17 protein-coding genes are annotated in these 22,409 nt (G+C 32.3%); 12 read left to right on the forward strand and 5 right to left on the reverse strand.

Annotated features, from left to right (window positions below; genetic code table 11):
• Positions 1-7 precede the first annotated feature (7 nt).
• The 5 genes from ACJJV4_RS06785 (at position 8) to serB (ending at position 4,471) form a co-directional block, all read left to right on the forward strand.
• Entirely contained in the window at positions 8-1,324 is a 1,317-nt protein-coding gene (locus ACJJV4_RS06785; RefSeq protein ID WP_405292747.1) for a 4Fe-4S dicluster domain-containing protein, read from the forward strand.
• 3 nt (positions 1,325-1,327) lie between these two features.
• Positions 1,328-1,690, forward strand: a complete 363-nt coding sequence (locus ACJJV4_RS06790; RefSeq protein WP_405292749.1) for a hypothetical protein — start codon at positions 1,328-1,330, stop codon at positions 1,688-1,690.
• A 32-nt stretch (positions 1,691-1,722) separates the two neighbouring features.
• On the forward strand, positions 1,723-2,514 hold the full coding sequence (locus ACJJV4_RS06795; protein ID WP_405292751.1) for a (Fe-S)-binding protein: 792 nt from the start codon (positions 1,723-1,725) through the stop codon (positions 2,512-2,514).
• Between the two features lie 77 nt (positions 2,515-2,591).
• The gene (locus ACJJV4_RS06800) at positions 2,592-3,077 is read left to right on the forward strand and encodes an ABC transporter ATPase (protein WP_405292753.1); all 486 of its coding nucleotides are present in this window, start codon (positions 2,592-2,594) and stop codon (positions 3,075-3,077) included.
• A 170-nt stretch (positions 3,078-3,247) separates the two neighbouring features.
• A complete protein-coding gene (serB, locus tag ACJJV4_RS06805) occupies positions 3,248-4,471 on the forward strand; it encodes a phosphoserine phosphatase SerB (protein WP_405292755.1) in 1,224 nt (407 codons plus the stop codon).
• Positions 4,472-4,543: 72 nt separating this feature from the next.
• Here the strand turns inward: serB and ACJJV4_RS06810 are convergent, their stop codons facing one another.
• Positions 4,544-5,386, reverse strand: a complete 843-nt coding sequence (locus tag ACJJV4_RS06810; RefSeq protein WP_405292757.1) for a universal stress protein — start codon at positions 5,384-5,386, stop codon at positions 4,544-4,546.
• Between the two features lie 46 nt (positions 5,387-5,432).
• The gene (locus ACJJV4_RS06815) at positions 5,433-6,392 is read right to left on the reverse strand and encodes a hypothetical protein (RefSeq protein ID WP_405292759.1); all 960 of its coding nucleotides are present in this window, start codon (positions 6,390-6,392) and stop codon (positions 5,433-5,435) included.
• 445 nt (positions 6,393-6,837) lie between these two features.
• Here ACJJV4_RS06815 and ACJJV4_RS06820 point away from each other — a divergent pair, with 445 nt between their 5' ends.
• A complete protein-coding gene (locus ACJJV4_RS06820) occupies positions 6,838-9,753 on the forward strand; it encodes a glycoside hydrolase family 3 N-terminal domain-containing protein (protein WP_405292761.1) in 2,916 nt (971 codons plus the stop codon).
• A gap of 18 nt (positions 9,754-9,771) precedes the next feature.
• Entirely contained in the window at positions 9,772-10,911 is a 1,140-nt protein-coding gene (bshA, locus tag ACJJV4_RS06825) for an N-acetyl-alpha-D-glucosaminyl L-malate synthase BshA (RefSeq protein ID WP_405292763.1), read from the forward strand.
• A gap of 87 nt (positions 10,912-10,998) precedes the next feature.
• Here the strand turns inward: bshA and ACJJV4_RS06830 are convergent, their stop codons facing one another.
• From ACJJV4_RS06830 to ACJJV4_RS06840, 3 genes are all read right to left on the reverse strand, one after another.
• The gene (locus ACJJV4_RS06830; RefSeq protein WP_405292765.1) at positions 10,999-12,249 is read right to left on the reverse strand and encodes a carboxypeptidase-like regulatory domain-containing protein; all 1,251 of its coding nucleotides are present in this window, start codon (positions 12,247-12,249) and stop codon (positions 10,999-11,001) included.
• Between the two features lie 112 nt (positions 12,250-12,361).
• Positions 12,362-14,176, reverse strand: coding sequence for a cytochrome-c peroxidase (locus ACJJV4_RS06835; RefSeq protein ID WP_405292767.1), 1,815 nt, complete (start codon positions 14,174-14,176; stop codon positions 12,362-12,364).
• Between the two features lie 76 nt (positions 14,177-14,252).
• Complete coding sequence (locus ACJJV4_RS06840; protein WP_405292769.1) at positions 14,253-15,788, reverse strand: hypothetical protein; 1,536 nt, start codon at positions 15,786-15,788, stop codon at positions 14,253-14,255.
• A gap of 295 nt (positions 15,789-16,083) precedes the next feature.
• Here ACJJV4_RS06840 and bshC point away from each other — a divergent pair, with 295 nt between their 5' ends.
• The 5 genes from bshC (at position 16,084) to ACJJV4_RS06865 (ending at position 22,252) form a co-directional block, all read left to right on the forward strand.
• Positions 16,084-17,685: a bacillithiol biosynthesis cysteine-adding enzyme BshC gene (gene bshC / locus ACJJV4_RS06845; RefSeq protein ID WP_405293028.1), complete on the forward strand. Its 1,602-nt coding sequence runs from the start codon at positions 16,084-16,086 to the stop codon at positions 17,683-17,685.
• Between the two features lie 55 nt (positions 17,686-17,740).
• On the forward strand, positions 17,741-19,276 hold the full coding sequence (guaA, locus tag ACJJV4_RS06850) for a glutamine-hydrolyzing GMP synthase (protein WP_405292771.1): 1,536 nt from the start codon (positions 17,741-17,743) through the stop codon (positions 19,274-19,276).
• Positions 19,277-19,484: 208 nt separating this feature from the next.
• Positions 19,485-21,425, forward strand: coding sequence for a LysM peptidoglycan-binding domain-containing protein (locus ACJJV4_RS06855; protein ID WP_405292773.1), 1,941 nt, complete (start codon positions 19,485-19,487; stop codon positions 21,423-21,425).
• Positions 21,426-21,480: 55 nt separating this feature from the next.
• The gene (locus tag ACJJV4_RS06860) at positions 21,481-22,020 is read left to right on the forward strand and encodes a DUF922 domain-containing protein (RefSeq protein ID WP_405292775.1); all 540 of its coding nucleotides are present in this window, start codon (positions 21,481-21,483) and stop codon (positions 22,018-22,020) included.
• Positions 22,021-22,024: 4 nt separating this feature from the next.
• Entirely contained in the window at positions 22,025-22,252 is a 228-nt protein-coding gene (locus tag ACJJV4_RS06865) for a DUF3820 family protein (protein WP_074936106.1), read from the forward strand.
• The last annotated feature ends 157 nt before the right edge of the window (positions 22,253-22,409 follow it).

Genomic DNA, 22,409 nt, shown 5'->3' on the forward strand with positions numbered 1-22,409 from the left:
GATTTAAATGACATATTTACCAAACATTGTATTCGCCATAATTTTATTTTTTGGCATTGGGTATTTTGCAAAAAATGTAAAAAAACTATTTCGTAACATTAACCTCGGTCAAGATGTTGATGTTAGTGATAACAAACCAGAACGTTGGAAAAACATGGCACGTATTGCCCTTGGGCAAAGTAAAATGGTGCGTCGTCCTGTTTCAGGATTTTTACACGTTATAGTTTATGTAGGGTTTGTTATTATTAATATTGAAGTTTTAGAAATTATAATCGATGGTCTTTTTGGAACACACCGTATAGGTTTAAGTGTTTTACCAACATCGGTTTATGGATTTTTAATAGGTACTTTTGAAGTTTTAGCATGTTTAGTTTTTGTATCAGTTATCATATTTTGGATACGTAGAAATGTAATCAAGATTCAACGTTTTTTGAAAAGCGAAATGACTGGTTGGCCAAAAAACGATGGAAATTTTATTCTATATTTTGAAATGGTTTTAATGAGCCTTTTCTTAATTATGAATGCTACCGATTTGCATTTTCAAGCCTTAAATTCAGGAAATGTTATTAGTCAATATATTGCACCAATGTTTTCAGGTTTACCAGAAACAACCTTACATTTTATAGAGCGTAGCGCTTGGTGGATACATATCGTTGGTATTTTAATATTTTTGAATTATCTATATTTTTCAAAGCATTTACACATATTATTAGCATTTCCTAATACCTTCTACGGTAAATTAACACCAAAGGGACAATTTAATAATTTAGAATCGGTAACCAATGAGGTAAAACTTATGATGGATCCAAACGCCGATCCATTTGCAGCGCCTGCAGAAGGTGCAGCCGATGAAGTGCCTGCTAAATTTGGAGCTAGCGATGTACAAGATTTAAGTTGGGTGAGTTTATTAAATGCTTACACGTGTACGGAATGCGGACGCTGTACTAGCGAATGCCCTGCAAACTTAACAGGTAAAAAATTATCACCTCGAAAAATAATGATGGACACTCGTGACCGTCTAGAAGAAGTTGGTAAAAACATCGATGCGAACAATGGTGAATTTAAAGACGACGGTAAGCAGCTTCTTGGTGATTATATAACAAACGAAGAAATTTGGGCTTGTACAAGTTGTAATGCGTGTGTAGAGGCTTGCCCTGTAAGTATAGATCCTTTATCGATAATTATTGAAATGCGTCGTTATTTAGTTATGGAGCAAAGTGCGGCCCCAACGGAGCTTAATAATATGATGACCAATATTGAAAATAACGGAGCACCATGGCCATATAATCAAATGGACCGTTTGAATTGGAAAGATGAAAAATAATGAATGAGATACGCTTTAACCATATTAATTTTAATTTGTTTTAATCAGCTTCAATCTCAGGTTGGGTACCAAAAAGATTCATTACAAATAAAGGTCTACGCTGCTATTGATTATGTAGATAGTCACCCCTTAGAAATTAAGGTTAAAAAAGTATTTTGTGATTATTGCTCAGAGTTTCAAATAGAAAAAATATCAGAAGAGGCTTACCGAAGAACGTTTTTAATTCGTAATGATAAAAATGTTCGACTTACAAACGGCACATTTAAACATGCTTTATATATTAGAGTTTCGAAAAAGGATTTAGCAGGTTTAAAAAGAGAAAATTTTGAAGTAGAAGAAGAGGAAGAAGTAAAATCAAAGAATTAAAATAAACCATTTTAATTTATAAAAGAATAAAAATGAGCGAACAACTAAACGTACCAACCATGGAAGAACTCATGGCTCAAGGCAAACAACCCGATATTTTATTTTGGGTAGGTTCTGCTGGAAGTTATGATGATAGAGCCAAGAAAATAACACGTGCTTTTGTTAAAATATTAAATAAAGCCAACGTTAATTTTGCTGTTTTAGGCACCGAAGAAACTTGTACAGGCGATGTTGCAAAGCGAGCCGGAAACGAGTTTTTGTTTCAAATGCAAGCCATGATGAATATCGAGGTTTTAAATGCTTACGAGGTTAAACGTATTGTAACTTGCGATCCACATTCTTTTAATTGCTTAAAAAATGAATATCCAAGCTTAGGTGGTAAATATGATGTTTTACACCATACACAATTTATAAAAGAGTTAATTGAAACTAAAAAGCTAGATATTAAAGATGGTGTTTTTAATGGAAAACGTATCACATTTCACGACCCTTGTTATTTAGGTCGTGCAAACTCGGAGTATGATGCACCACGAGATGTGTTAGCAACGTTAAATGCTAACCTTCTCGAAATGAAACGAAGTAAATCGACTGCATTATGTTGTGGAGCAGGAGGTGCGCAAATGTTTAAAGATGCAGAAAAAGGGAATAAGGAAATAAACGAACTTCGTACAGAAGATGCGCTTAAAACTAACCCAGAAATTATAGCAACGGCTTGTCCATATTGTATGACTATGATGAGCGATGGCGTAAAAGTGAAAGAAAAAGAGAGTGAAATAACCGTTTTAGATATTGCAGAATTAATTGCGCAGTCTCAAGGTTTATAAATAATTCAATTTAATAAATGAAGACTGTTTGGGTTTTTAATTAACCAGAATATTATTCATATTATAAATAAAAAATAATGCTAGTAGATTTTAATATATTACCACCAGAATCACGCGTTTGGATATACCAAGCCAATCGTTCGTTTAACGAGCAAGAACTGGAAGAAATTAAGGACAAACTAAATGTTTTTATCGAAAACTGGACGGCACACGGTAGCGATTTACAATCGGGTTACACTATAGAGTACAAACGTTTTATTGTGATTGGTGTTAACCAAGCTATGAGCCAAGCTACAGGTTGTTCCATAGATGCTTCGGTGCATTTTATTCAACAATTAGAAAAGGATTACAATGTCGATTTAATGGATAAGATGAATGTATCTTACAAGCAAGGTGAATATGTAGCTTATAAAACGTTAACAGATTTCCGTAAAATGGCAAAAGACAAAGCAGTTTCTAAAAACACCATTGTTTTCAATAACTTAGTAGCTAATGTTGGTGAGTTTAAAGAAAACTGGGAGGTTCCTGCAAGTGAAAGCTGGCATAGTAGATTTGTAAAGTAAAATTAAAGCACCCACAAATTATTAGAATTTGTGGGTGTTTTTTTATGATTATTTTCAAGAAATCATGTGATATTTTACAAGAATGAATAAAGTGTTTTATTCTTTAAAAAACTTTCATAATTCAAATAGAATAATGATTTTTACATCTTTGAAAAAGTAAAAACTAAATTATGGCTAAAGAGATTGTTTTATTAAATATTTCAGGACAGGATAAACCAGGTTTAACATCGAGTTTAACTGGCGTTTTGGCCGAATATGGCGCAAAAGTTTTAGATATTGGTCAAGCCAATATTCATGATACATTGTCGCTCGGTATTTTGTTCGAAATAAAATCTAAAAAGAAATCTGCAGCTGTTTTAAAAGATTTACTTTTCAAAGCGTATGAGCTTGGTATTTCTGCTAAGTTTACTCCAATCTCTTTAGATAAATATGAAGATTGGGTTACTCTGCAAGGAAAAGATCGTTACATCGTAACACTTTTAGGTGAAAAATTAGCAGCTAAACAAATATCTGAAGTAACGAAAGTAATTTCAGAAAAGAATTTAAATATTGATTCTATTAAACGTTTAACAGGGCGTTTATCTTTAAAAAAACATGCTGAATATCCTCGTGCTTCTATTCAACTTTCTATTCGTGGTAGAATAGAAGATAAAGCAGAAGTTACGGCTAAATTCATGCAAATTTCTAACGATTTAGATATTGATATAGCTTTTCAGGAAGATAATATTTACCGTAGAAACCGTCGTTTAGTTTGTTTCGATATGGATTCTACTTTAATACAAGCCGAAGTTATCGATAAACTAGCAGAACTTGCTGGTGTTGGAGATGAAGTTAAAGCGATTACTGAATCTGCTATGCATGGGGAGATTGATTTCAACGAAAGTTTTAAACAACGCATGAAGCTTTTAAAAGGCTTAAGCGAAGAGGTTTTACAAGATGTTGCTGTGAACTTACCAATAACTAAAGGTGCTCGACGTTTAATTGATACATTGAAAAGTTACGGTTTTAAAACGGCTATTCTTTCTGGTGGATTTACTTATTTTGGTGAGTATTTAAAGAAAGAATTAGGCATGGACTATGTTTATGCTAACCAATTGGAAATTGTAGATGGTAAGTTAACTGGTGGGTATTTAGGTGATATTGTTGATGGAAATAAAAAGGCAGAATACTTAAAAGAAATAGCTAAAAAAGAAGGTATTGATATTAGTCAAACTATTGCCGTTGGTGATGGTGCAAACGATTTACCGATGCTTAATTTAGCAGGTTTAGGTATTGCTTTCCATGCTAAACCAAAAGTAAAAGATAATGCGCAGAGTTCTATATCTAGTATTGGTTTGGATGGTGTTTTATACTTGTTAGGGTATCACGATAGACATATAGATTTAATTGAATAAAGATTATTTCTTTAATAGAATAAAAAAAAGCTCTAAAAATTTTTAGAGCTTTTTTTTATGGATTACATTTTCTTAGTCACGATAAATGGCCATTATTGGTATATCGAAGTTGTTTAACAAATCTTCAGTTAAGCTAAAAGAGAATAGGCGTTGGTAAAAATTTCGCTTATGGTTTATTAAGCAAACCATATCTATTTTATTGTTACTGCAGTATTCTGTTAACGATTTCTTGAGGTTAATAGAGTCAATAGAAATAAACTTTACGTTATTTAGATGAGCTGAATCTAACGACTTTTTAAAGGTTTCCATTAGTGGAGAAATAGATTCAACATGAGCCAAATCGAAATGGATAACATGTAAATTTGAATTGAATTCTTGCGATTTTTCAATAACATCTCCTAACGGTGTAATTTCATCTTCTTTATAATCTACAAGAAAAACAATGTTATCCAGGTAACCATCAAAAACAGCTTTTTCTGGCACAGCAATAACCGGTTTACTAATTTCTTCTAATATTTTTATAGTATTGGTTTCCATAAAAATATTGAACAGACTATTTTGGCTACTTTGCGTACCCATTATAATCAAGTCTATTTTATCTTCTTTTTTTATAATGTATTTTTTAAGAGACTCAACAAAAGTACCTTCATCAACAACATATTTTACATTTAAGTTTCCAACTTTACTGTTTTTAATAAGTTTTTCAAAAGGAGGGAATTTATCTTTTTTACTTCTAAAATTCTGAATATCAACTTTGTTATAAACAGCTTGAGCATCTTCATTTAAAGAATCTCCAGAGGTATACGTGTGATATACAATTAGCTTTGAATTCGATTTTTGCGCATATTCCATGGCATATGTAAAAGCATTTAAGGATAATTCGGTGAAATCTGTTGGAAATAATATGCTTTTCATCTTTTTAACGATTAGTGTTATGTTTTAATTTTAAATAAAATCGGGGTTATAGTGTTGCTAGATATTTTACAGCGTACACTAGCACAACACTAACAACAAGGCCTATAAAAACTTTAAATAAATCCATACCTAAGTTACTAAACATAGATCTTCTAGCCTCATTTTTTCTAAGCATATAGTTTAAAGCTATTTCTCGTCCAGCCAAAATACCTATAAATACCCAAGTTGTGCTCATGGGTACATTGTTCAATTCTTTAAAATAAAATAAAATTATACCGTACGTAAAATCTATTAAAGTAGCCGATCTTATATCTACGGTGTTAGTTTTCGATTTAATAATACCTTGTATAGCACCTCCCTTTTTTGCAATAATAAAAGCAAGCATTGCTAATATAATAATTAACGAAAAAATAAGCTGCCATAATTTTAATTGCCTTGGTAAATAGACATAAATATTAGCGAAATCTTGTATTAACCATTGCGACCATAAAAAACCGGTAGAACCCCATTGTAAAGCAGTCCATATTTTGTTTTCTCTATCGGTTATTGGGTTTTCTATAAATTTTTTCTCTAATATTTTGGATATTGCTAAATACAAGATAATGGCCGCAACAAATGAAACAGCATAACCAGAAATAGATTTTAGTACCATATCTGTTAAATTCTTTTGGTTAAAAAACGTAAGAATTAAAAATGAAGTACTTACAGGAATTCCTGTACGCGTAAGCAGCATTAAAATTATTGGAGGTAATATATAATACCATGAAAATGGATCAGGCATTGGGTATTTTTCTAAACGACCGTAAGAGACATCTCCGCTATGGGTAATGTAACCATAGATTAGTGTAAAGGTTAAAATACCACCTGCATAAAGCCATAATACCCACCATTTTTTTCGCTCGTTAGAACTTAAAAAAGTTCCTAAGGTTTGAATGGTATCATTACCTATTACAGAATAGGCGGCTAAAGTGAAGCCAAGATAAATAACTACTATTGAAAAATCCATTGATAATTTTAGTATGGTTGTTTTTTTAATGGGAGTAAATAACGCTTTTAAAACAATGCGATATGTTATATAATGTTTATTATTTGGTTAAATGTTATTATTTACAAATATCTCTAAATCTGTAGTTTATTGGGACTCTTCTAAATGATGAAAAAAAAAGATTTTAATGTTTGTTTTATGCTAAATGATGGGGGATATAATGGCAGATTCATTTTTGAATTTGTGTATACCACTGAAATGTGTTAATTCTACTTAAAAGGCTGTTCTTATATAAAATGATAAAAGTATATAATTTGTAATTTACTTGAATAAAGATTTTAAAGCTGTTACAAACTTCTGTATAAATCTATCTTAAAGTCTTTTCATCTTCTTTTTAAAAGTATTATTTTGGCATGATTATTAGTACTATACTTAATTACTAATACTTTCTTAATTAATTCTTTTTATGCGTCATATAAAATCTACCATACTCTGTCTGTTTTCTGCACTTTCTATTTATGGTCAAACCTCTAAGAATCCCTTAGAAACTGCCAATGCTCAAGCACAACACAAATGGGTCGATAGCGTGTATTCCTCGTTATCTTTATCTCAAAAAATTGGACAGCTGTATATGGTTCAAGTTATGTCTAACCAAAGTGCGGCAACAAAAGTTAAGGTCGAAAATTTAGTAAAGAACAATCATATTGGTGGTGTTATATATTCTAATGGCGGACCTTACCGTCAGGCTAAGCTTAATAATCAATTGCAAGCATTATCTAAAATTCCACTTTTAGTTGGTATGGATGCCGAATGGGGTTTAAGTATGCGTCTAGATTCTACATATGCTTTTCCATGGAACATGACGTTGGGAGCTATAAAAGACGATAAATTAGTTGAAGAAGCCGGTCGATATATTGGCGAGCATTGTAAGCGTTTAGGAGTACATTTTAATTTTGCACCAGTTGTAGATATTAATACCAACCCTAAAAATCCAATAATTGGCAATCGTTCTTTTGGTGAAGATCGGGATAATGTAACGCGAAAAGCATCTGCTTTTATGAAAGGGATGCAAGGTGCAGGTGTTTTGGCTAATGCAAAGCATTTTCCTGGTCATGGAGATACGGATCAAGATTCGCATTTAACCTTGCCAACCATTAGTTTTAATGAAAAACGAATAGACTCAATAGAGTTATACCCATATAGAAAGTTAATAACGGAAGGGCTTTCTAGCGTTATGGTTGCACATTTAAATGTACCAGGTTTAGATAATTCTGGAGTGCCTTCATCTTTATCAAAACATATTGTTACCGATATTTTAAAAGAAAAATTAGGTTTCAAAGGTTTGATTTTTACCGATGCATTAACCATGAAAGGCGCTGCCGATTTTGATGAAACGGGCGATATTGATTTAGCTGCTTTTAAGGCTGGAAACGATGTGATGCTCATGTCGGAAAATGTTGGTATTGGCGTTTCTAAAATAAAAGAAGCGTATAACAGAGGTGAAATTACAGAAGCGCGATTAGAACTTTCGGTTAAAAAGATTTTAATGGCTAAGTACAAAGTTGGTTTACAAAATTATAAACCCATTAGTTTAAATAACCTTAGAAGAGATTTAAATAGACCAGAAGATGATATTTTATATGAAGAACTCCTGGAAAATGCCATTACTGTAGTTAAAAATGAGAATAGCTTAGTTCCTTTAAAAAAGTTAGAAATTAAATCGATAGCTTATGTTAATTTAGGTGACGATTCTGGCGATGTGTTTTTTAATGAACTTAAAAAGTATGGTAAAGTACATGCCGTAAAAGGGAATAACTTAGAGGAGTTAATGGGTAGGTTAGAGCCTTATAATACTGTTATTATTGGTTTGCATAGGTCTAATGCTAACCCTTGGAAAAGCTATAAATTTACTCAAGAAGAGATTGGTTGGTTACACGAAATTTCTAGGTCTCACAATGTAATCTTAGATGTATTTGTTAAGCCATATGCGCTTGCCGATTTAAGAACTATGGCAAATATAGAGAGTGTTATTGTTAGTTATCAAAATAGCGCCATTGCACAACAAAAATCTGCTCAACTTATATTTGGGGCTATTGCTTCAAAAGGTACGCTTCCAGTTTCTATTGGTCAATTTTATAATGCTGGCGAGGGTATAGATATTGATGCGATAAAGCGTTTGGGATATACTGTTCCAGAACGTGTAGGAATGAGTTCTAAAAAATTAAATAGAATAGATTCCATAGCGAATTATGCTGTAAATAATAAAATGACACCTGGAATACAACTTTTAGTTGCCAGAAAAGGAAAAGTGATTTATAACAAAAACTTTGGAAAACATACCTATAACGGAAAAGAAAAAGTGGGTTTTGATGATATTTACGATGTAGCATCTTTAACTAAAATATTAGCAACGCTGCCGTTAGTAATGGAATTAGAAGAGCAGAATGTTATTACGCTCGATACTAAATTAGAAGAAGTTTTACCGGAATATAAAGGCTCGAATAAGGAGAATGTTACTTTTAAGAAAATGTTGTCGCATTATGCGCAATTACGTCCGTGGGAACCTTTTTATTATCATACACTAGATACGGTAACCAAACGCCCAAGTACAAAATATTATAGAAAAATTAGAAGTCCAGAGTTTAATGTTGAAGTGGCTAAAAACTTATTCTTAAGAACTGATTATCAAGATTCTTTACCGAAGATTATTAAAGACTCGGAGTTGTTAGATAGATTAAGGTATCGCTATAGTGACTTTCCTTATTATATTTTAAAGAAATTTATTGAAGAGTATTACGACAGAACGTTGGAACAATTAACTCAAGCACATTTTTATGAGTCTTTAGGTGCAAATTATACAATGTACAATCCTTATCATAAAATAAGCAGTAAAAAAATAGTACCAACAGAAGAGGATAATTATTATCGTTTTCAAAAAGTTCATGGGTATGTTCACGATATGGGCGCCGCCATGCAAGATGGTATAGGTGGCCATGCCGGTATTTTTAGTAATGCCAATGACGTTGCTAAAATTATGCAAATGTATTTGCAAAAAGGGTTTTACGGTGGTAAGCGTTATTTAAAAGAAGAAACCGTAGATAAGTTTAATACACGTTATTTTGAAGATAAAAATAATAGGAGAGGTATTGGTTTTGATAAACCTCAGTTAGGAGAAGCAGGGCCAACATGTGGTTGTTTATCTATGAAAAGTTTTGGGCATTCCGGTTTTACAGGAACCTATGCTTGGGCAGATCCAGATGAAGAGATTGTTTACGTATTTCTAGCTAATAGAACCTATCCAAATGCGGGTTCTAACTTGTTGTTAAAAGAAAATATTAGAACAGAAATTCAGCGTTTAATTTACGAAGCGATTGAAGATTAAAATTTTAAATTGAAGAGAATGAAAATAGGTATAGTATGTTATCCAACATTTGGAGGTAGTGGTGTTGTAGCAACAGAGTTAGGTTTAGAGCTTTCTAAGCGAGGTCACGAAATTCATTTTATTACATATAACCAACCAGTGCGATTGGAATTATTAGGTAATAACGTTCACTATCATGAAGTAAATGTTCCAGAATACCCTTTATTTCATTATCAACCATACGAGTTAGCTTTATCTAGTAAGTTGGTGGATATGGTGAAGTTGCACAAAATAGAAATACTTCATGTACATTATGCTATTCCACATGCATACGCGGCTTATATGGCAAAGAAAATGTTAATTGAAGAAGATATTTACGTACCGATAGTAACAACTCTGCACGGTACAGATATTACTCTGGTTGGTAGCCATCCGTTTTATAAACCAGCCGTAACCTTTAGCATCAATAAATCTGATGCTGTAACTGCAGTTTCAGCTAGTTTAAAAGAAGATACTTTGCGTTTATTTGATATAAAAAACGACATTGAGGTTGTTCCTAATTTTATAGATTTAGAAAAATATAAACATCATGGCATTACTGATTGTCAGCGTGGTATGATGGCTAAAGACAACGAAAAAATAATAACACATATTAGTAATTTACGTCCGGTAAAACGGATAGAAGATGTTATTAGTGTGTTTTATAATATTCAAAAAGCAATGCCAGCTAAACTCATGTTCATTGGTGAAGGACCAGAAAAGGAAAAAATGGAAATACAATGTGCTGAGTTGGGGATTACAGATAAAGTAATTTTCTTCGGGAGAAGCAATGAAATAGATAAAATTCTATGCTTCAGTGATTTATTTCTATTGCCTTCTCAAACAGAAAGCTTTGGTTTAGCAGCTTTAGAAGCTATGGCATCTGGTGTTCCTGTAATTTCTAGTAATACAGGCGGAATTCCAGAAGTAAACGTTCATGGTGTTTCTGGGTATTTAAGTGAAGTAGGTGATATTGAAGATATGAGCAAAAATGCCATACACATTTTGAGCGATGATAATCGTTTAAAAACCTTTAAAGAAAATGCAAGAAAAGAAGCTTTGAAGTTTGATTTACATGAAATTGTACCTCAATATGAAAAAATTTACGAGAAAACTTTAGCGAAATGTTTAGTGCTATAATTAAAGCTTCCAAGTGTTAAAGTCTATTTATATACTGTTGTAATTACGCTGTGTAACTATTGTAAGTATTTAAATAAATGCTAAATATTAAGTGCGTTTAAGTTGTTTTTGAATTTTTCTAATAGCCGATTCTATTGATTTTTCGGGTTCAATAATATTGTATTCACCCCAAAACTTAGGATCGGAAAAACCAGAGGCTTCATCGGCTAAAATAGTAGTAGGTCTAATGGCTTTTTCTCTAGATTTTATTGTTTTTGTGTTGCTTTCTTTCCAGTTTGTAACGGCCATTTCACTATTTAATGTATAAGTGCTGTTAAATAGTTTGCCTTTCCAATTTACTTTAAAAGTTAGCGCAATATTGCTGTAAGCATAATGCCATTTACCATTTTGAGTTCTATAATTAACACGATATGTAGCTTGGGTTGGATAGACATCAACCCTACGAGGTTTTTTACGTATATACATTTTACTCGATAGCTCTTTGTTCTCAACATTTAAGTTGTAAACCGCGCTGGTAAGTGCTAAAGTTTCGGAATCTATGTAGAGCTTCCCGTAATAAAGTGGCGTTATAATATTTGTTTTTTGTTTAAAGTTTATTACATAAACTTGCTTATTATCTATTTGCGTAGAACTATCAAAACTAAAATTATAAAGCGGCATATCTTCATCGGTAAAAATATATTCAGGATACTTAATAATATCTGTATATAAATTAGAAAAAGGACCACCTTGTAATTTTAAAGCAAGAGTATCTAATTTTGTGTAATCGGTACTTTTTCTTGCTTTTACAAGTTCTATAGCGTCTCTTCTTAAAGTATTATACGGTTGTTTATGTATATGTACAACGGCTTCAGACAACGAGGCGTTTTTTCTTCGCTTCTTTATGGTTTCTCTATAAAAAGCCGTCATTAAAGTATTACTATTATTGTAAAGCGTGCTTTTTTTACTTAATGTGGCTTTTACTAGAGCTTCGGCATCGGCATGTATTTTTATGCTAATTTCATTTAACGTAGTTATGGCAGGTATTAATTTGATTTTTTTATTAAAGTCAGAAATTTTTAATTCTTTCGTTTCATAACCCAATCGTGAAATAGTAATGGTACTATCGTTTAAATGTTTTGGAACTTTTAGAATAAATTCGCCGTCGGAATTTGACACCGTACTAACATTTGTACCGCTGATGACTAAATTTGTATATACTAACGGACTATTAGTTTTATAATCTACAACAAGACCTTTAATCTCCTTTATAAACGTTTTACTTTGTGCAGTGAGCGTATTGGTTAGCACAATTAAAACACTTAACGCAATTAATTTTAAAAGGTTTTGAAATTTCATAACGTTCTGTATTTAAAAAGATTTAGTCCGTTTTAAGATACAAAAAAGTAGAATGATTTCAAAACCTTTTAACTTTTTGAGAATATAGTTGTCTAGTATATAGTTGTTTATATTAGTTGTAGTTATCCGTTATGGTTTCTGTTAAGGTTTTCATGAAAGCGACTAAGGCATTTTGTTCTTCAGAAGTTAAATTAAGTTCATCGAATGGTAAGGTTTGGTGTTCTAAATCGAAACCTAATCCACCACCGCCACCAAGGTTGTAAAATTCAACCACTTGTTCTAGATTATCATAAACACCATTGTGCATATAAGGCGCTGTAAGGGCAACGTTACGAATGCTAGGGGTCTTAAACATACCTTTGTGTAGTTCTTCTTTATAACTCCAGTAAAAACCTAAATCGTCATCTAATTCTTTGTTTTCGGCTGTTTCAGGAACACCAATAACTTCTTTTTCTGTTTCTGTAAAAAATGGTGGAACGGTCCCGTTTGTAAGTGGTACAAAATGGCAAGTAGCGCATAAGGCTTTTCCCATAAATAAATTATACCCAAGTTTTTCTTCATCCGTAAAGTTATTTTCTTCTCCTCTAATGTTTTTATCAAATTTAGAATTGAAACCATTCAATGTTGAAATGTAAGACGAAATAGCCTTAATAACATCGGTGTTATTTGATGAGATTTTACCAAAGGCATCTTTAAAAAGTTTGGTGTATGTAGAATCTTTTAAAATAGCATTAGAGAATTTATGCACATCAGAATTGAATTCTTTATCGTTGGTAAACACTGATGAAATTTGATCTAACAAGGTGTTTGAGCGTCCATCTAAAAAGAAACTTTGCTGAAATGCTGTATTTATAAGCGTTGGTGTATTTCGTAGCAATGGTTTACCTTGATTATCTAAATTTAGCGCGATATTATCGGCATAGCCTTTATTAGGTAAATGACAGGTAATGCAAGCCATTTTTCCATTTTCAGATAGTCTAGGATCTGAAAATAGTTTTTTTCCTAAAGTAATCTGTTTCTCAGTTGGGTTTTGGTTGATAGCAGCTGTAAAATAGTTTAAATTAAAACTATCACTTTCAAAAAAAGTAGGTGCATCAAAATTAAAAGGTGTTGTGTTTATTGGTTCCCAAAGTGCGCTAGATTTTCTAATATCAACCCAATTCCTAGTAATAGGGTTTACGTAATCTCGTGTAAAAGTAAAACGATCAAAAGTATCGAAATCTTGATTTTTGTTAATAAAAGCAATGGCTTTCTCAATATTTGTATTAAAATCGGTATCTAATTTTTCATTCTTTAGTTTAATACTATTTTGTATTGTAGACTTATAGACCGTTTGTAAACTTTCTAATGAAACAATGGTTTCGTTAATCCCCAAATGGCTTACAGGCGTATCAAAACCAGATATAGCCAAACTTACAATACGCAGTAGTTGTTGGTGTGTAGCAATGAAGAAGCGTTGCGGATTAAGCTCTCGCTTTTCAATTGCTTTTTTCAGGTTAGAAAGCATGCCTTTTTGCACGTATAGCTCTTGAGTAAAATCGGCTTCGGTAGTTTCATGATCGTAAATGCTCTCTTCTATTTTTTGATAACCAACAGGTTTTATAATCTTACCAGTGTCTTCTTTATAAATAGGTAGGGCAGGACCGTTTGCTCTGTGCCCAACCTCCGGATTTAAATACGAAGCGTAAGGCTCTGCTTTTTTGAAAGCAACTCGCGATAATGCGAAATACGTTTTGGCTTTTTTACCGTGCATACCTTCAGCTTCTAAGCTATCCAAATAATTTAGAGCTATATCTATGTTTTGTGAGTAATAATTTTGTGCGGCCGACCAATTTATTACAGAAATAGTCTCTTTTTTGTTTTGCTGGCATGATGTTGCGAAAATGCAGGTTATTAAGAAAAATAGCGATTTTAAATATCGAAACATGTGTGAAAGTTATAAAAATGAAAGAATCTTCATTGCGAAAATGAAGATTCTTAATATTAAAAAAATATAGTGTTTACTATCTAGCTAAGCCTTTTAGTAATACAATTTGTCCACCTTGGTTATGTGGTAAACTGCTAGAAACAAAAGCATCGCTTTCCCAGTAATGTGGTTGTAAGTTTAAAATGAATGTATCTGGCACACCCACTTTATCAGAGATATCTGTTAAAGCACCAAACTCACCAGAAAATCCTGAAGAACCTGTTGGGTCTAAGTTATTTTCAACTTTTAATTCTAAAACCACTTTTGTACTGTTACCGTCTAAATCTGATTGGTAAATTTGAGCAGCATGATTTCTAGAAAAAGAGTTTGGATCTTCTTGTGTGTACACGTAGTTTTCTGTTACACAAATGTTATCTGGACTTTGTAATTCAGATACGTTACCGTCTTGGTTATTAGTATCGGTATTTCCACTAATAATTTGAGTTAATTTACCTTCTAATGGGTTAGTTTCATTAAGTTCAATTTTGTACACAGTTCCCCAATCGTTGTAAGTTCCTCTTCCAGGACCTCTTCCTGTTACAGCAAAAAATACGTCTCTTGCATTAGCATCGCTACCTTTTCTATAATCAACATCTTCAACACGCATAAATTGAGAAGCAAATACATTTGTACAAGCTGTTTCCATTTCGTTTTTTGTTAAAGCAGCACCATCTACTATTTCAACAAATTCGATATCGTAAGTTTTTTGAAAATCTAAACTACCTTCATTATAAACCTGATCTGGAGCAACATCCATAAATCCACCAGCTCCGTCAGAAACTTGCTTAAATCTCAAAACATAAATTTTTCCGTTTTCTAAATCTGCATCACCATTTTCAGATAAGTACATTGTTACTTGACCTTCAGATCCGCTAGAATCATCATCACCACCAATTATTACGGTTTTACCAGCATAAGTACTTTTTGGTAAAGGCACAGCGTTTTCCCAAGAAAATTCACCTAAAGCATCTAAGCCGAAATCGGCAGTAGGAGTAGGCGTCTCAATCCAAGGATCGATTCCTTTAACATCGTAAGCGTAACTTTCTGAAGCAGATAAAAAGATATCTTTATCACCACCATGTACAGCAGCTTCCCACATAGTACCAGAACATTGTCTTGCGTAATCGGCAACACCACTATTTAATAACCACTCTCCTTGAATAGGATTAAGGTTTTTATCAAAACGGATTCTAGAAACAGCGTAGTCATCTTCAGCATTTACTATATAGATGTATTCTTCACCATCTTTTAAAAATCCTGCACCATCTTGAGCTCCAACTAAACGAAAACCGTTAGAAAGAACATCGGTAGAACTAATTAAAGAAAAGGCTTCAACAGTGCTAAAATCTGAATGCATTTTTACTAAAGGCGCTAAAGACGATTTGTTTGAAAACATATCTTCAGGTGGTGTAAAATCTTCACCATCCTCACCGTCTTTTCCATCTTCGCCATCTTTTCCGTCTACACCGTTAATACCGTCTTTTCCATCTTCGGCATCACAGCTAACTAATACCGTACTTGTTGATGTTACAACAAAAAGGAATAAAAATAATTTAATGTACTTGTTCATCATTTAATATATAAAATTGGTTAATTAATTCGATTCAAAATTATAATTTCCACTAAAGAACCATGTTAACTAACTGCTGTGCTTGTTTTAATTTTAAGTAACCTTAGTGTTAAAAAAGTTATTTAAAGATTAATAGTATTTACAATAATGTATAGAAATGTTAACTTAATATAAATTGAATGTTTCTTAAATTTAATACGACATATTATCTAGTTCAATTTCCTTTTTAATTCTTAACGAAATTTTTAGAATTGCAAAATTGAATAAGCTTATATTTGTAAACTCTATTTATTTTAATATGCCAGCAGACTGTATTTCGTTTAAAAACACAGGATATTTTTCTAGTTTAATTTGTGATTACCTTGATGAAAATCAGGGGTTAAAACCTTTTTATAACCGTTTTCCAAATCTTGATAATTTCAAAAATCAAATAGAAGAAAAGGGTGGCAGTTTTACTCCAGAATCTCGATATATATTGCATAATGTTTTAACAGAGCAGTATAAAAAAGTTGAAACATCTGCGTTAACGCTTCAAAATATAGATTTATTAAAATTAGAAAACACCTTTACAGTTACTACGGGACACCAATTAAACTTATTTACTGGACCTCTTTATTTTTTATATAAAATTGTATCGGCTATTAATCTTTCTAAAGCATTAAAAGAAAAATATCCAAATGAGAACTTTGTGCCCATGTATTGGATGGCAACAGAAGATCATGATTTTGAAGAGATAAACTATTTTAATTTCAGAGGAAAAAAAGTACAATGGAATAAGGATGCTAGTGGAGCTGTTGGAGAATTATCGACAGATGGTTTAGCGGAAGTTTTTGAAGTATTTTCTAATGAAATAGGACATACTAAAAATGCTGAGTATTTAAAAGGCCTTTTTGAAAAAGCCTATTTAGAACATGATAATCTAGCTGATGCGACTAGATATTTGGCAAACGCTGTGTTTCAAGAATACGGTTTAGTAATAGTTGAAGCTAACCATAAAGAATTAAAAAAAGAGTTTATCCCTTTTATAGAGACCGAATTGTTAAACCAAACATCGTTTAAGTCGGTTACGGAAACTATAGAAGATTTAAACAACTATTCCGAAGGTTATAAAGCGCAAGTAAACCCTAGAGAGATAAACTTATTCTATTTAAATGAAAATTTAAGAGAACGCATTGTTTTTGAAAACAATATATATAAAGTTCTAAATACAGAAATAAACTGGAGTAAAGAGGAGATTTTAGATGAAGTAAAAAATTATCCCGAGCGTTTTTCGCCAAACGTAATTATGCGCCCCTTATACCAAGAAGTGATTTTACCAAACCTTTGTTACATTGGCGGAGGTGGAGAATTGGCGTATTGGTTTCAGTTAAAAAAATATTTTAATACCGTAAATGTGCCTTTTCCTGTTTTGTTATTAAGAAATTCCGTTTTAATACAAACAGAAAGTCAAAGTAAAAAGCTTAGAAAATTAAATATTTCTAAAGAAGATGTGTTTTTAAAACGCAGTGCCTTCATTAATAAAAAAGTTAGAGAAATTTCTAATATTGATATTGATTTTTCTGAACAAAAAAAGCATTTAGTAAAACAGTTTGAAGGTATGTATAAGCTTGCCGAAGAAACTGATAAATCGTTTTTAGGGGCAGTAAAAGCTCAGGAAATAAAGCAGTTACAAGGCTTGGAGCATCTAGAAAACCGTTTGCTTAAAGCTCAAAAACGGAAATTGAAAGATGCCGTCTCGAGAATGACAGATTTACAAACAGAACTTTTTCCTGGTGGTAGTTTACAAGAGCGCAATACTAATTTCTCTGAGTTTTACTTAGAATATGGCGAGCAATTGGTACCAATATTAATAGAAAATTTACAACCTTTAAAAGGCGATTTTTTACTGTTAACAATTTAGTTAAAAAAGTTGCGGTGCTAATTCGTCATTTTAAAATCAATCCTTATTTTTGCGCATGCAACATGACAAGGTACTTATTTTAGACTTCGGATCGCAATACACACAACTTATTGCTCGTCGAGTTAGGGAACTCAACATTTACTCCGAAATACATCCATTTAACAAAATTCCAAACAATTTAGACTCTTTTAAGGCGGTTATTCTTTCGGGAAGTCCAAATTCTGTAAGAGGTGAAGATGCGCTGCATCCTGATTTATCAGAAATTAGAGGGAAAAAGCCTATGCTAGCCGTATGCTATGGCGCGCAATATTTAGCCCATTTTTCGGGTGGGGAAGTGGCACCATCCAATACTAGAGAATATGGTAGAGCCAATTTATCTTTTATAAAAAGCGATGAGCCTTTTGTGAAAAACATTAGTGAAGGTAGTCAAGTTTGGATGAGCCACTCCGATACTATTAAGAAATTACCAACAAACGGTGTTTTAGTCGCTAGTACAAACGATGTAGAAAATGCGGCTTACAAAATAGAAGGAGAAACAACTTATGCTATTCAGTTTCATCCAGAAGTTTATCATTCTACAGACGGAAAACAACTTTTAGAAAACTTTTTAGTTGGTATTGCTGGTTTAAAACAAGATTGGACTCCAGATTCTTTTGTTGAAGAAACTGTAGATGCCATTCGTGAAAAAGTAGGAAACGATAAAGTAGTTTTAGGACTTTCTGGAGGTGTAGATTCTACCGTAGCAGCTGTTTTACTTAATAAAGCGATTGGTGAAAACTTATATTGCATTTTTGTAAATAACGGATTGTTACGTAAAAATGAATTTACTTCGGTGTTAAAACAGTATGAAGGTATGGGGCTTAACGTTAAAGGAGTGGATGCTTCGGAGCGTTTTTTAGAAGCTTTAAAAGGTCTTGAAGATCCTGAGAAAAAACGTAAAGCGATTGGTAATTCTTTTATAGAAGTTTTTGACGATGAAGCTCACAAATTAACCGATGTAAAATGGTTGGCTCAAGGTACTATCTATCCTGATGTTATCGAGAGTGTTTCTGCCACAGGCGGACCATCGGCAACTATAAAAAGTCATCATAACGTTGGCGGATTACCAGATTTCATGAAACTCAAAATTGTAGAGCCACTTCGTGCTATTTTTAAAGATGAAGTTCGCCGTGTTGGCGCTACTTTAGGTATCGATCCAGAATTATTAGGTCGTCACCCTTTCCCTGGACCTGGTTTAGGAATTCGTATTTTAGGTGATATTACTGCCGAAAAAGTACAAATGCTTCAGGAAGTAGATGCTATTTTTATAAATGGCTTAAAAGAGTGGGGGCTGTACGATAAAGTTTGGCAAGCGGGAGCTATGTTATTACCTGTAAATAGTGTTGGTGTAATGGGCGATGAGCGTACATATGAGAAATGTGTTGCTCTTAGAGCTGTAGAAAGCACCGATGGTATGACGGCCGATTGGGTAAACCTACCTTACGAGTTTTTACAAAAAACATCAAATGATATTATTAATAAAGTAAAAGGTGTAAACCGAGTGGTTTACGATATTAGTTCTAAACCGCCGGCTACCATTGAATGGGAATAGGAGGTTAAATAAAATTTAATCTTTTTGGGGTCTGGTTGAAGCATGCAGAAAATTTATCGATTTAATTTTCGAGAATTAGTTGGCTGTTTTGTTATAACCGAACGTATATCCAAATAATACTAATACTTAATTGATGTTCGTTTTTTGGCATGTTATGTGCTATAGATTTAAAAACAAGCATCAATTAGGTCATTTTAAAAAAATATAAATGAGTAAATTCTTTTCCATTATTTTAATAGCATTAGTGTGCAGTTTCGGCACATTAAATGCGCAAAATTTTAGTACACACCAAGTAAAAGCAGGAGAAACAGTAGAGAGTATTGCGCAGCGTTATTTTGTAACAGCTAGTGATATTTACACCTTAAATCCAGACGCTAAAAAGGAATTAAAGGCAAATACTATTTTAATTATTCCTATTTCTAAAGCCAATAAGCCAACAGTTACCACGGTAAAGGAATTAAAAGGTTTTAGAACGCATAAAACCAAACGTAAAGAGACCCTATATAGTTTAGCTAAAAAGTACGATGTATCGGAAGATGATATTAAAAAGTACAATAAATTTCTGTATGCTAATACACTTCGTAAAGGAGATAAACTTCAAATTCCTATTTTAACAGAAACTAAAGTCGTAGAAGAAGTAAAGAATACAAAGCCATACTTGGTGCAAGCTAAAGAAGGTAAGTGGCGTATTGCTTATAAATTCGGGATTACTTTAGAAGAGTTAGAAGCGCTTAATCCTAAAATGGGAGATGTACTTCAAGAAGGACAACAAATTAATGTTCCAAATTTAGAGAAAGAAGATATTAAGAAAGTTGACGAAACTTATGGATATTATAAGGTTTTACCAAAAGAAGGTTTTTACCGCTTAAAATTAAAATTAGGTTTAACTCAAGAAGAGCTAGAAGCTTTAAATCCAGAATTGAAAGAAACGGGATTAAAAGTGGGAATGATTTTAAAAACACCACAAGGAAATACTAATTTAGCGGGCGCTGTTAACACAACTGATCAAGGTGTTGCTTCAGATTTGAAAGTAAAAATAAAAGATTATAACACTAAACATATTGCTGTTATGTTACCTTTTAGATTAAATCGTGTTGAGTTCGATACGGTTGCAGATACCAAAAAAAGTATAAAGAATGATCCGTATTTAAACGCTTCTTTGGATTTTCAATCAGGAGTATTAATGGCTATAGATTCTTTAAAGGCTTTGGGTATTTCACTTAAAGTAGATGTTTATGATACTAAATACGAGGTAAGTGAAGTGTCTCGAATTTTAAGTTCTAATGATTTTAGTGATGTAGATGCTGTAATAGGCCCGTTAACGCCTAATACATTTGCTAAAGTTGCTTCGGCATTACAAGTTTATAATGTACCAGTAGTATCTCCAATTGGTTCAGATTTACAATTACGCTCTAATGTTTTTCAATCTAGACCTAATACGGGATTACTAAAAAGTAAAATAGTAGACTTTGTAAAAAAAGATAGCTTAAGTAATAACGTCATTATTGTAGCAGACTCCAAACAAGTCTCTGTTGCAAATGAGTTAAAACGTACTTTTAATCAAGCTTCTATTGTTTATTCGAGAAAAAATAAAAAAGGACAAGATGAAAATTATGTACTTGTTAACGATATAGTTGGTTCGTTAAAAAGTGGTAATAATTACGTTTTTTTAGAAACTACCAATCCAGGCTTTGTTTCTAACGTTACTAGTTTATTGGCTTCGGTTAATAATTCTGTAGAAATTGGACAACAAAATACAGATAAGAAGAAAATCACTTTGGTAACAACTAATATGAATGATGCTTTTGAAGACGATCAGGTTTCTAACGAACATTTATCTAAGTTAAATTTTCATTTTGCAGCAACTTCAAAATGGTTTGATGAAAATGAAAATAGTTTTGTTAAAAAATACGAACGTTTGTATAACAGTACACCAAATAAAAGAGCTGTTCGCGGTTTCGATTTAACGATGGATGTGGTTTTACGTTTAGTATCTTCAAACAGTTTGTACGAATCTGTTAACGAGTCGCCATTAACAGAGTATATTGAAAGTAAATTCGCTTACAAAAAGCATATCTCTGGTGGATATTATAATGATAGTATTTATTTAGTAAAACATCAAAATTTACGTATTATAGAAGTGAAATAATTAAGGATATAAGCTAATGGTTTTATATCATATTGAATAAGTTTGTTTTTTTATTATGATTAGAATAGTAGCCTTTTTATTTTGTTTTATAAGTTTTCAAACTATAGAACCTGTTATTTCTTGGCAAGACGATTATAAGTTGTCTTGGTTAGATTTTAAAGGAGAACCAAAGCAGAATTCAGTTGCAGTTGCAGAAACGGCATCTGGAATTCGCTTTGGTTTTTCATTTAAAGAATTAAATTCTAATATTGTAAGTTTTACAACAGAAGTTCATGCCTATTTTAGCACCGAAAAATCTTGGTTTCATAAAGAAAAGGCAAGTGATTATATTTTAGAACACGAGCAATTACATTTTGATTTAACCGAGTTGTTTGCGAGAAAATTTAGAAAAGAAATTACTGAGCTAAAAGTTTCGAATCAAATTAAAGCGGAGTTAAAAGCGCTTTATAAACAGCATGTCACTGAATTAGGAATAATGCAAAGGCGTTACGATGAAGAAACAGACCATTCCAAAAATCGAGACATGCAGCTAAAATGGCAGTCTTATGTTAAGGTAGAACTTAATAAGCTCTCCAAGTATAAACTTATAGAATAAACCTGTGGTTCCAGATAAACACTTCCTGATAACATTAGCTCATACCAAAATGCCTTTTGGTAAATATAAAGATCGATATTTAATCGATTTACCAGAATACTATGTGGTTTGGTATCATAATAAGGGGTTTCCCAAAGGAAAGCTAGGCGATATGCTAAAACAAGTTTATGAGCTTAAATTAAATGGTTTGGAAGATTTAATTAGAAATATACAACGTAAATATCCTAAATAATTACGTTACAATTTATACTTATTTAAATAATGTCCATTAATTTAAATTTTCATTTTTGAATTTTATGTAAATTAACACAACTAGCAAGCCGGTTTTTAATTAAAACTTATAACTTTGATATTATTAGAACAATAAATTATTCTAATGAGTTTGCGCT

The sequence above is a fragment of the Algibacter sp. Ld11 genome (assembly GCF_045066735.1).
Taxonomy (GTDB): domain Bacteria; phylum Bacteroidota; class Bacteroidia; order Flavobacteriales; family Flavobacteriaceae; genus Algibacter.

What these genes read in the sequence shown, in the direction of transcription:
- ACJJV4_RS06800 (WP_405292753.1), top strand. Translation starts at nt 2,592, where the DNA reads ATGCTAGTAGATTTTAATATATTACCACCAGAATCACGCGTTTGGATA.
- ACJJV4_RS06785 (WP_405292747.1), top strand. Translation starts at nt 8, where the DNA reads ATGACATATTTACCAAACATTGTATTCGCCATAATTTTATTTTTTGGC.
- ACJJV4_RS06860 (WP_405292775.1), top strand. Translation starts at nt 21,481, where the DNA reads ATGATTAGAATAGTAGCCTTTTTATTTTGTTTTATAAGTTTTCAAACT.
- ACJJV4_RS06810 (WP_405292757.1), bottom strand. Translation starts at nt 5,386, where the DNA reads ATGAAAAGCATATTATTTCCAACAGATTTCACCGAATTATCCTTAAAT.
- ACJJV4_RS06840 (WP_405292769.1), bottom strand. Translation starts at nt 15,788, where the DNA reads ATGATGAACAAGTACATTAAATTATTTTTATTCCTTTTTGTTGTAACA.
- serB (WP_405292755.1), top strand. Translation starts at nt 3,248, where the DNA reads ATGGCTAAAGAGATTGTTTTATTAAATATTTCAGGACAGGATAAACCA.
- ACJJV4_RS06815 (WP_405292759.1), bottom strand. Translation starts at nt 6,392, where the DNA reads ATGGATTTTTCAATAGTAGTTATTTATCTTGGCTTCACTTTAGCCGCC.
- bshC (WP_405293028.1), top strand. Translation starts at nt 16,084, where the DNA reads ATGCCAGCAGACTGTATTTCGTTTAAAAACACAGGATATTTTTCTAGT.
- bshA (WP_405292763.1), top strand. Translation starts at nt 9,772, where the DNA reads ATGAAAATAGGTATAGTATGTTATCCAACATTTGGAGGTAGTGGTGTT.
- ACJJV4_RS06830 (WP_405292765.1), bottom strand. Translation starts at nt 12,249, where the DNA reads ATGAAATTTCAAAACCTTTTAAAATTAATTGCGTTAAGTGTTTTAATT.
- ACJJV4_RS06795 (WP_405292751.1), top strand. Translation starts at nt 1,723, where the DNA reads ATGAGCGAACAACTAAACGTACCAACCATGGAAGAACTCATGGCTCAA.
- ACJJV4_RS06855 (WP_405292773.1), top strand. Translation starts at nt 19,485, where the DNA reads ATGAGTAAATTCTTTTCCATTATTTTAATAGCATTAGTGTGCAGTTTC.
- ACJJV4_RS06790 (WP_405292749.1), top strand. Translation starts at nt 1,328, where the DNA reads ATGAGATACGCTTTAACCATATTAATTTTAATTTGTTTTAATCAGCTT.
- ACJJV4_RS06820 (WP_405292761.1), top strand. Translation starts at nt 6,838, where the DNA reads ATGCGTCATATAAAATCTACCATACTCTGTCTGTTTTCTGCACTTTCT.
- ACJJV4_RS06835 (WP_405292767.1), bottom strand. Translation starts at nt 14,176, where the DNA reads ATGTTTCGATATTTAAAATCGCTATTTTTCTTAATAACCTGCATTTTC.
- guaA (WP_405292771.1), top strand. Translation starts at nt 17,741, where the DNA reads ATGCAACATGACAAGGTACTTATTTTAGACTTCGGATCGCAATACACA.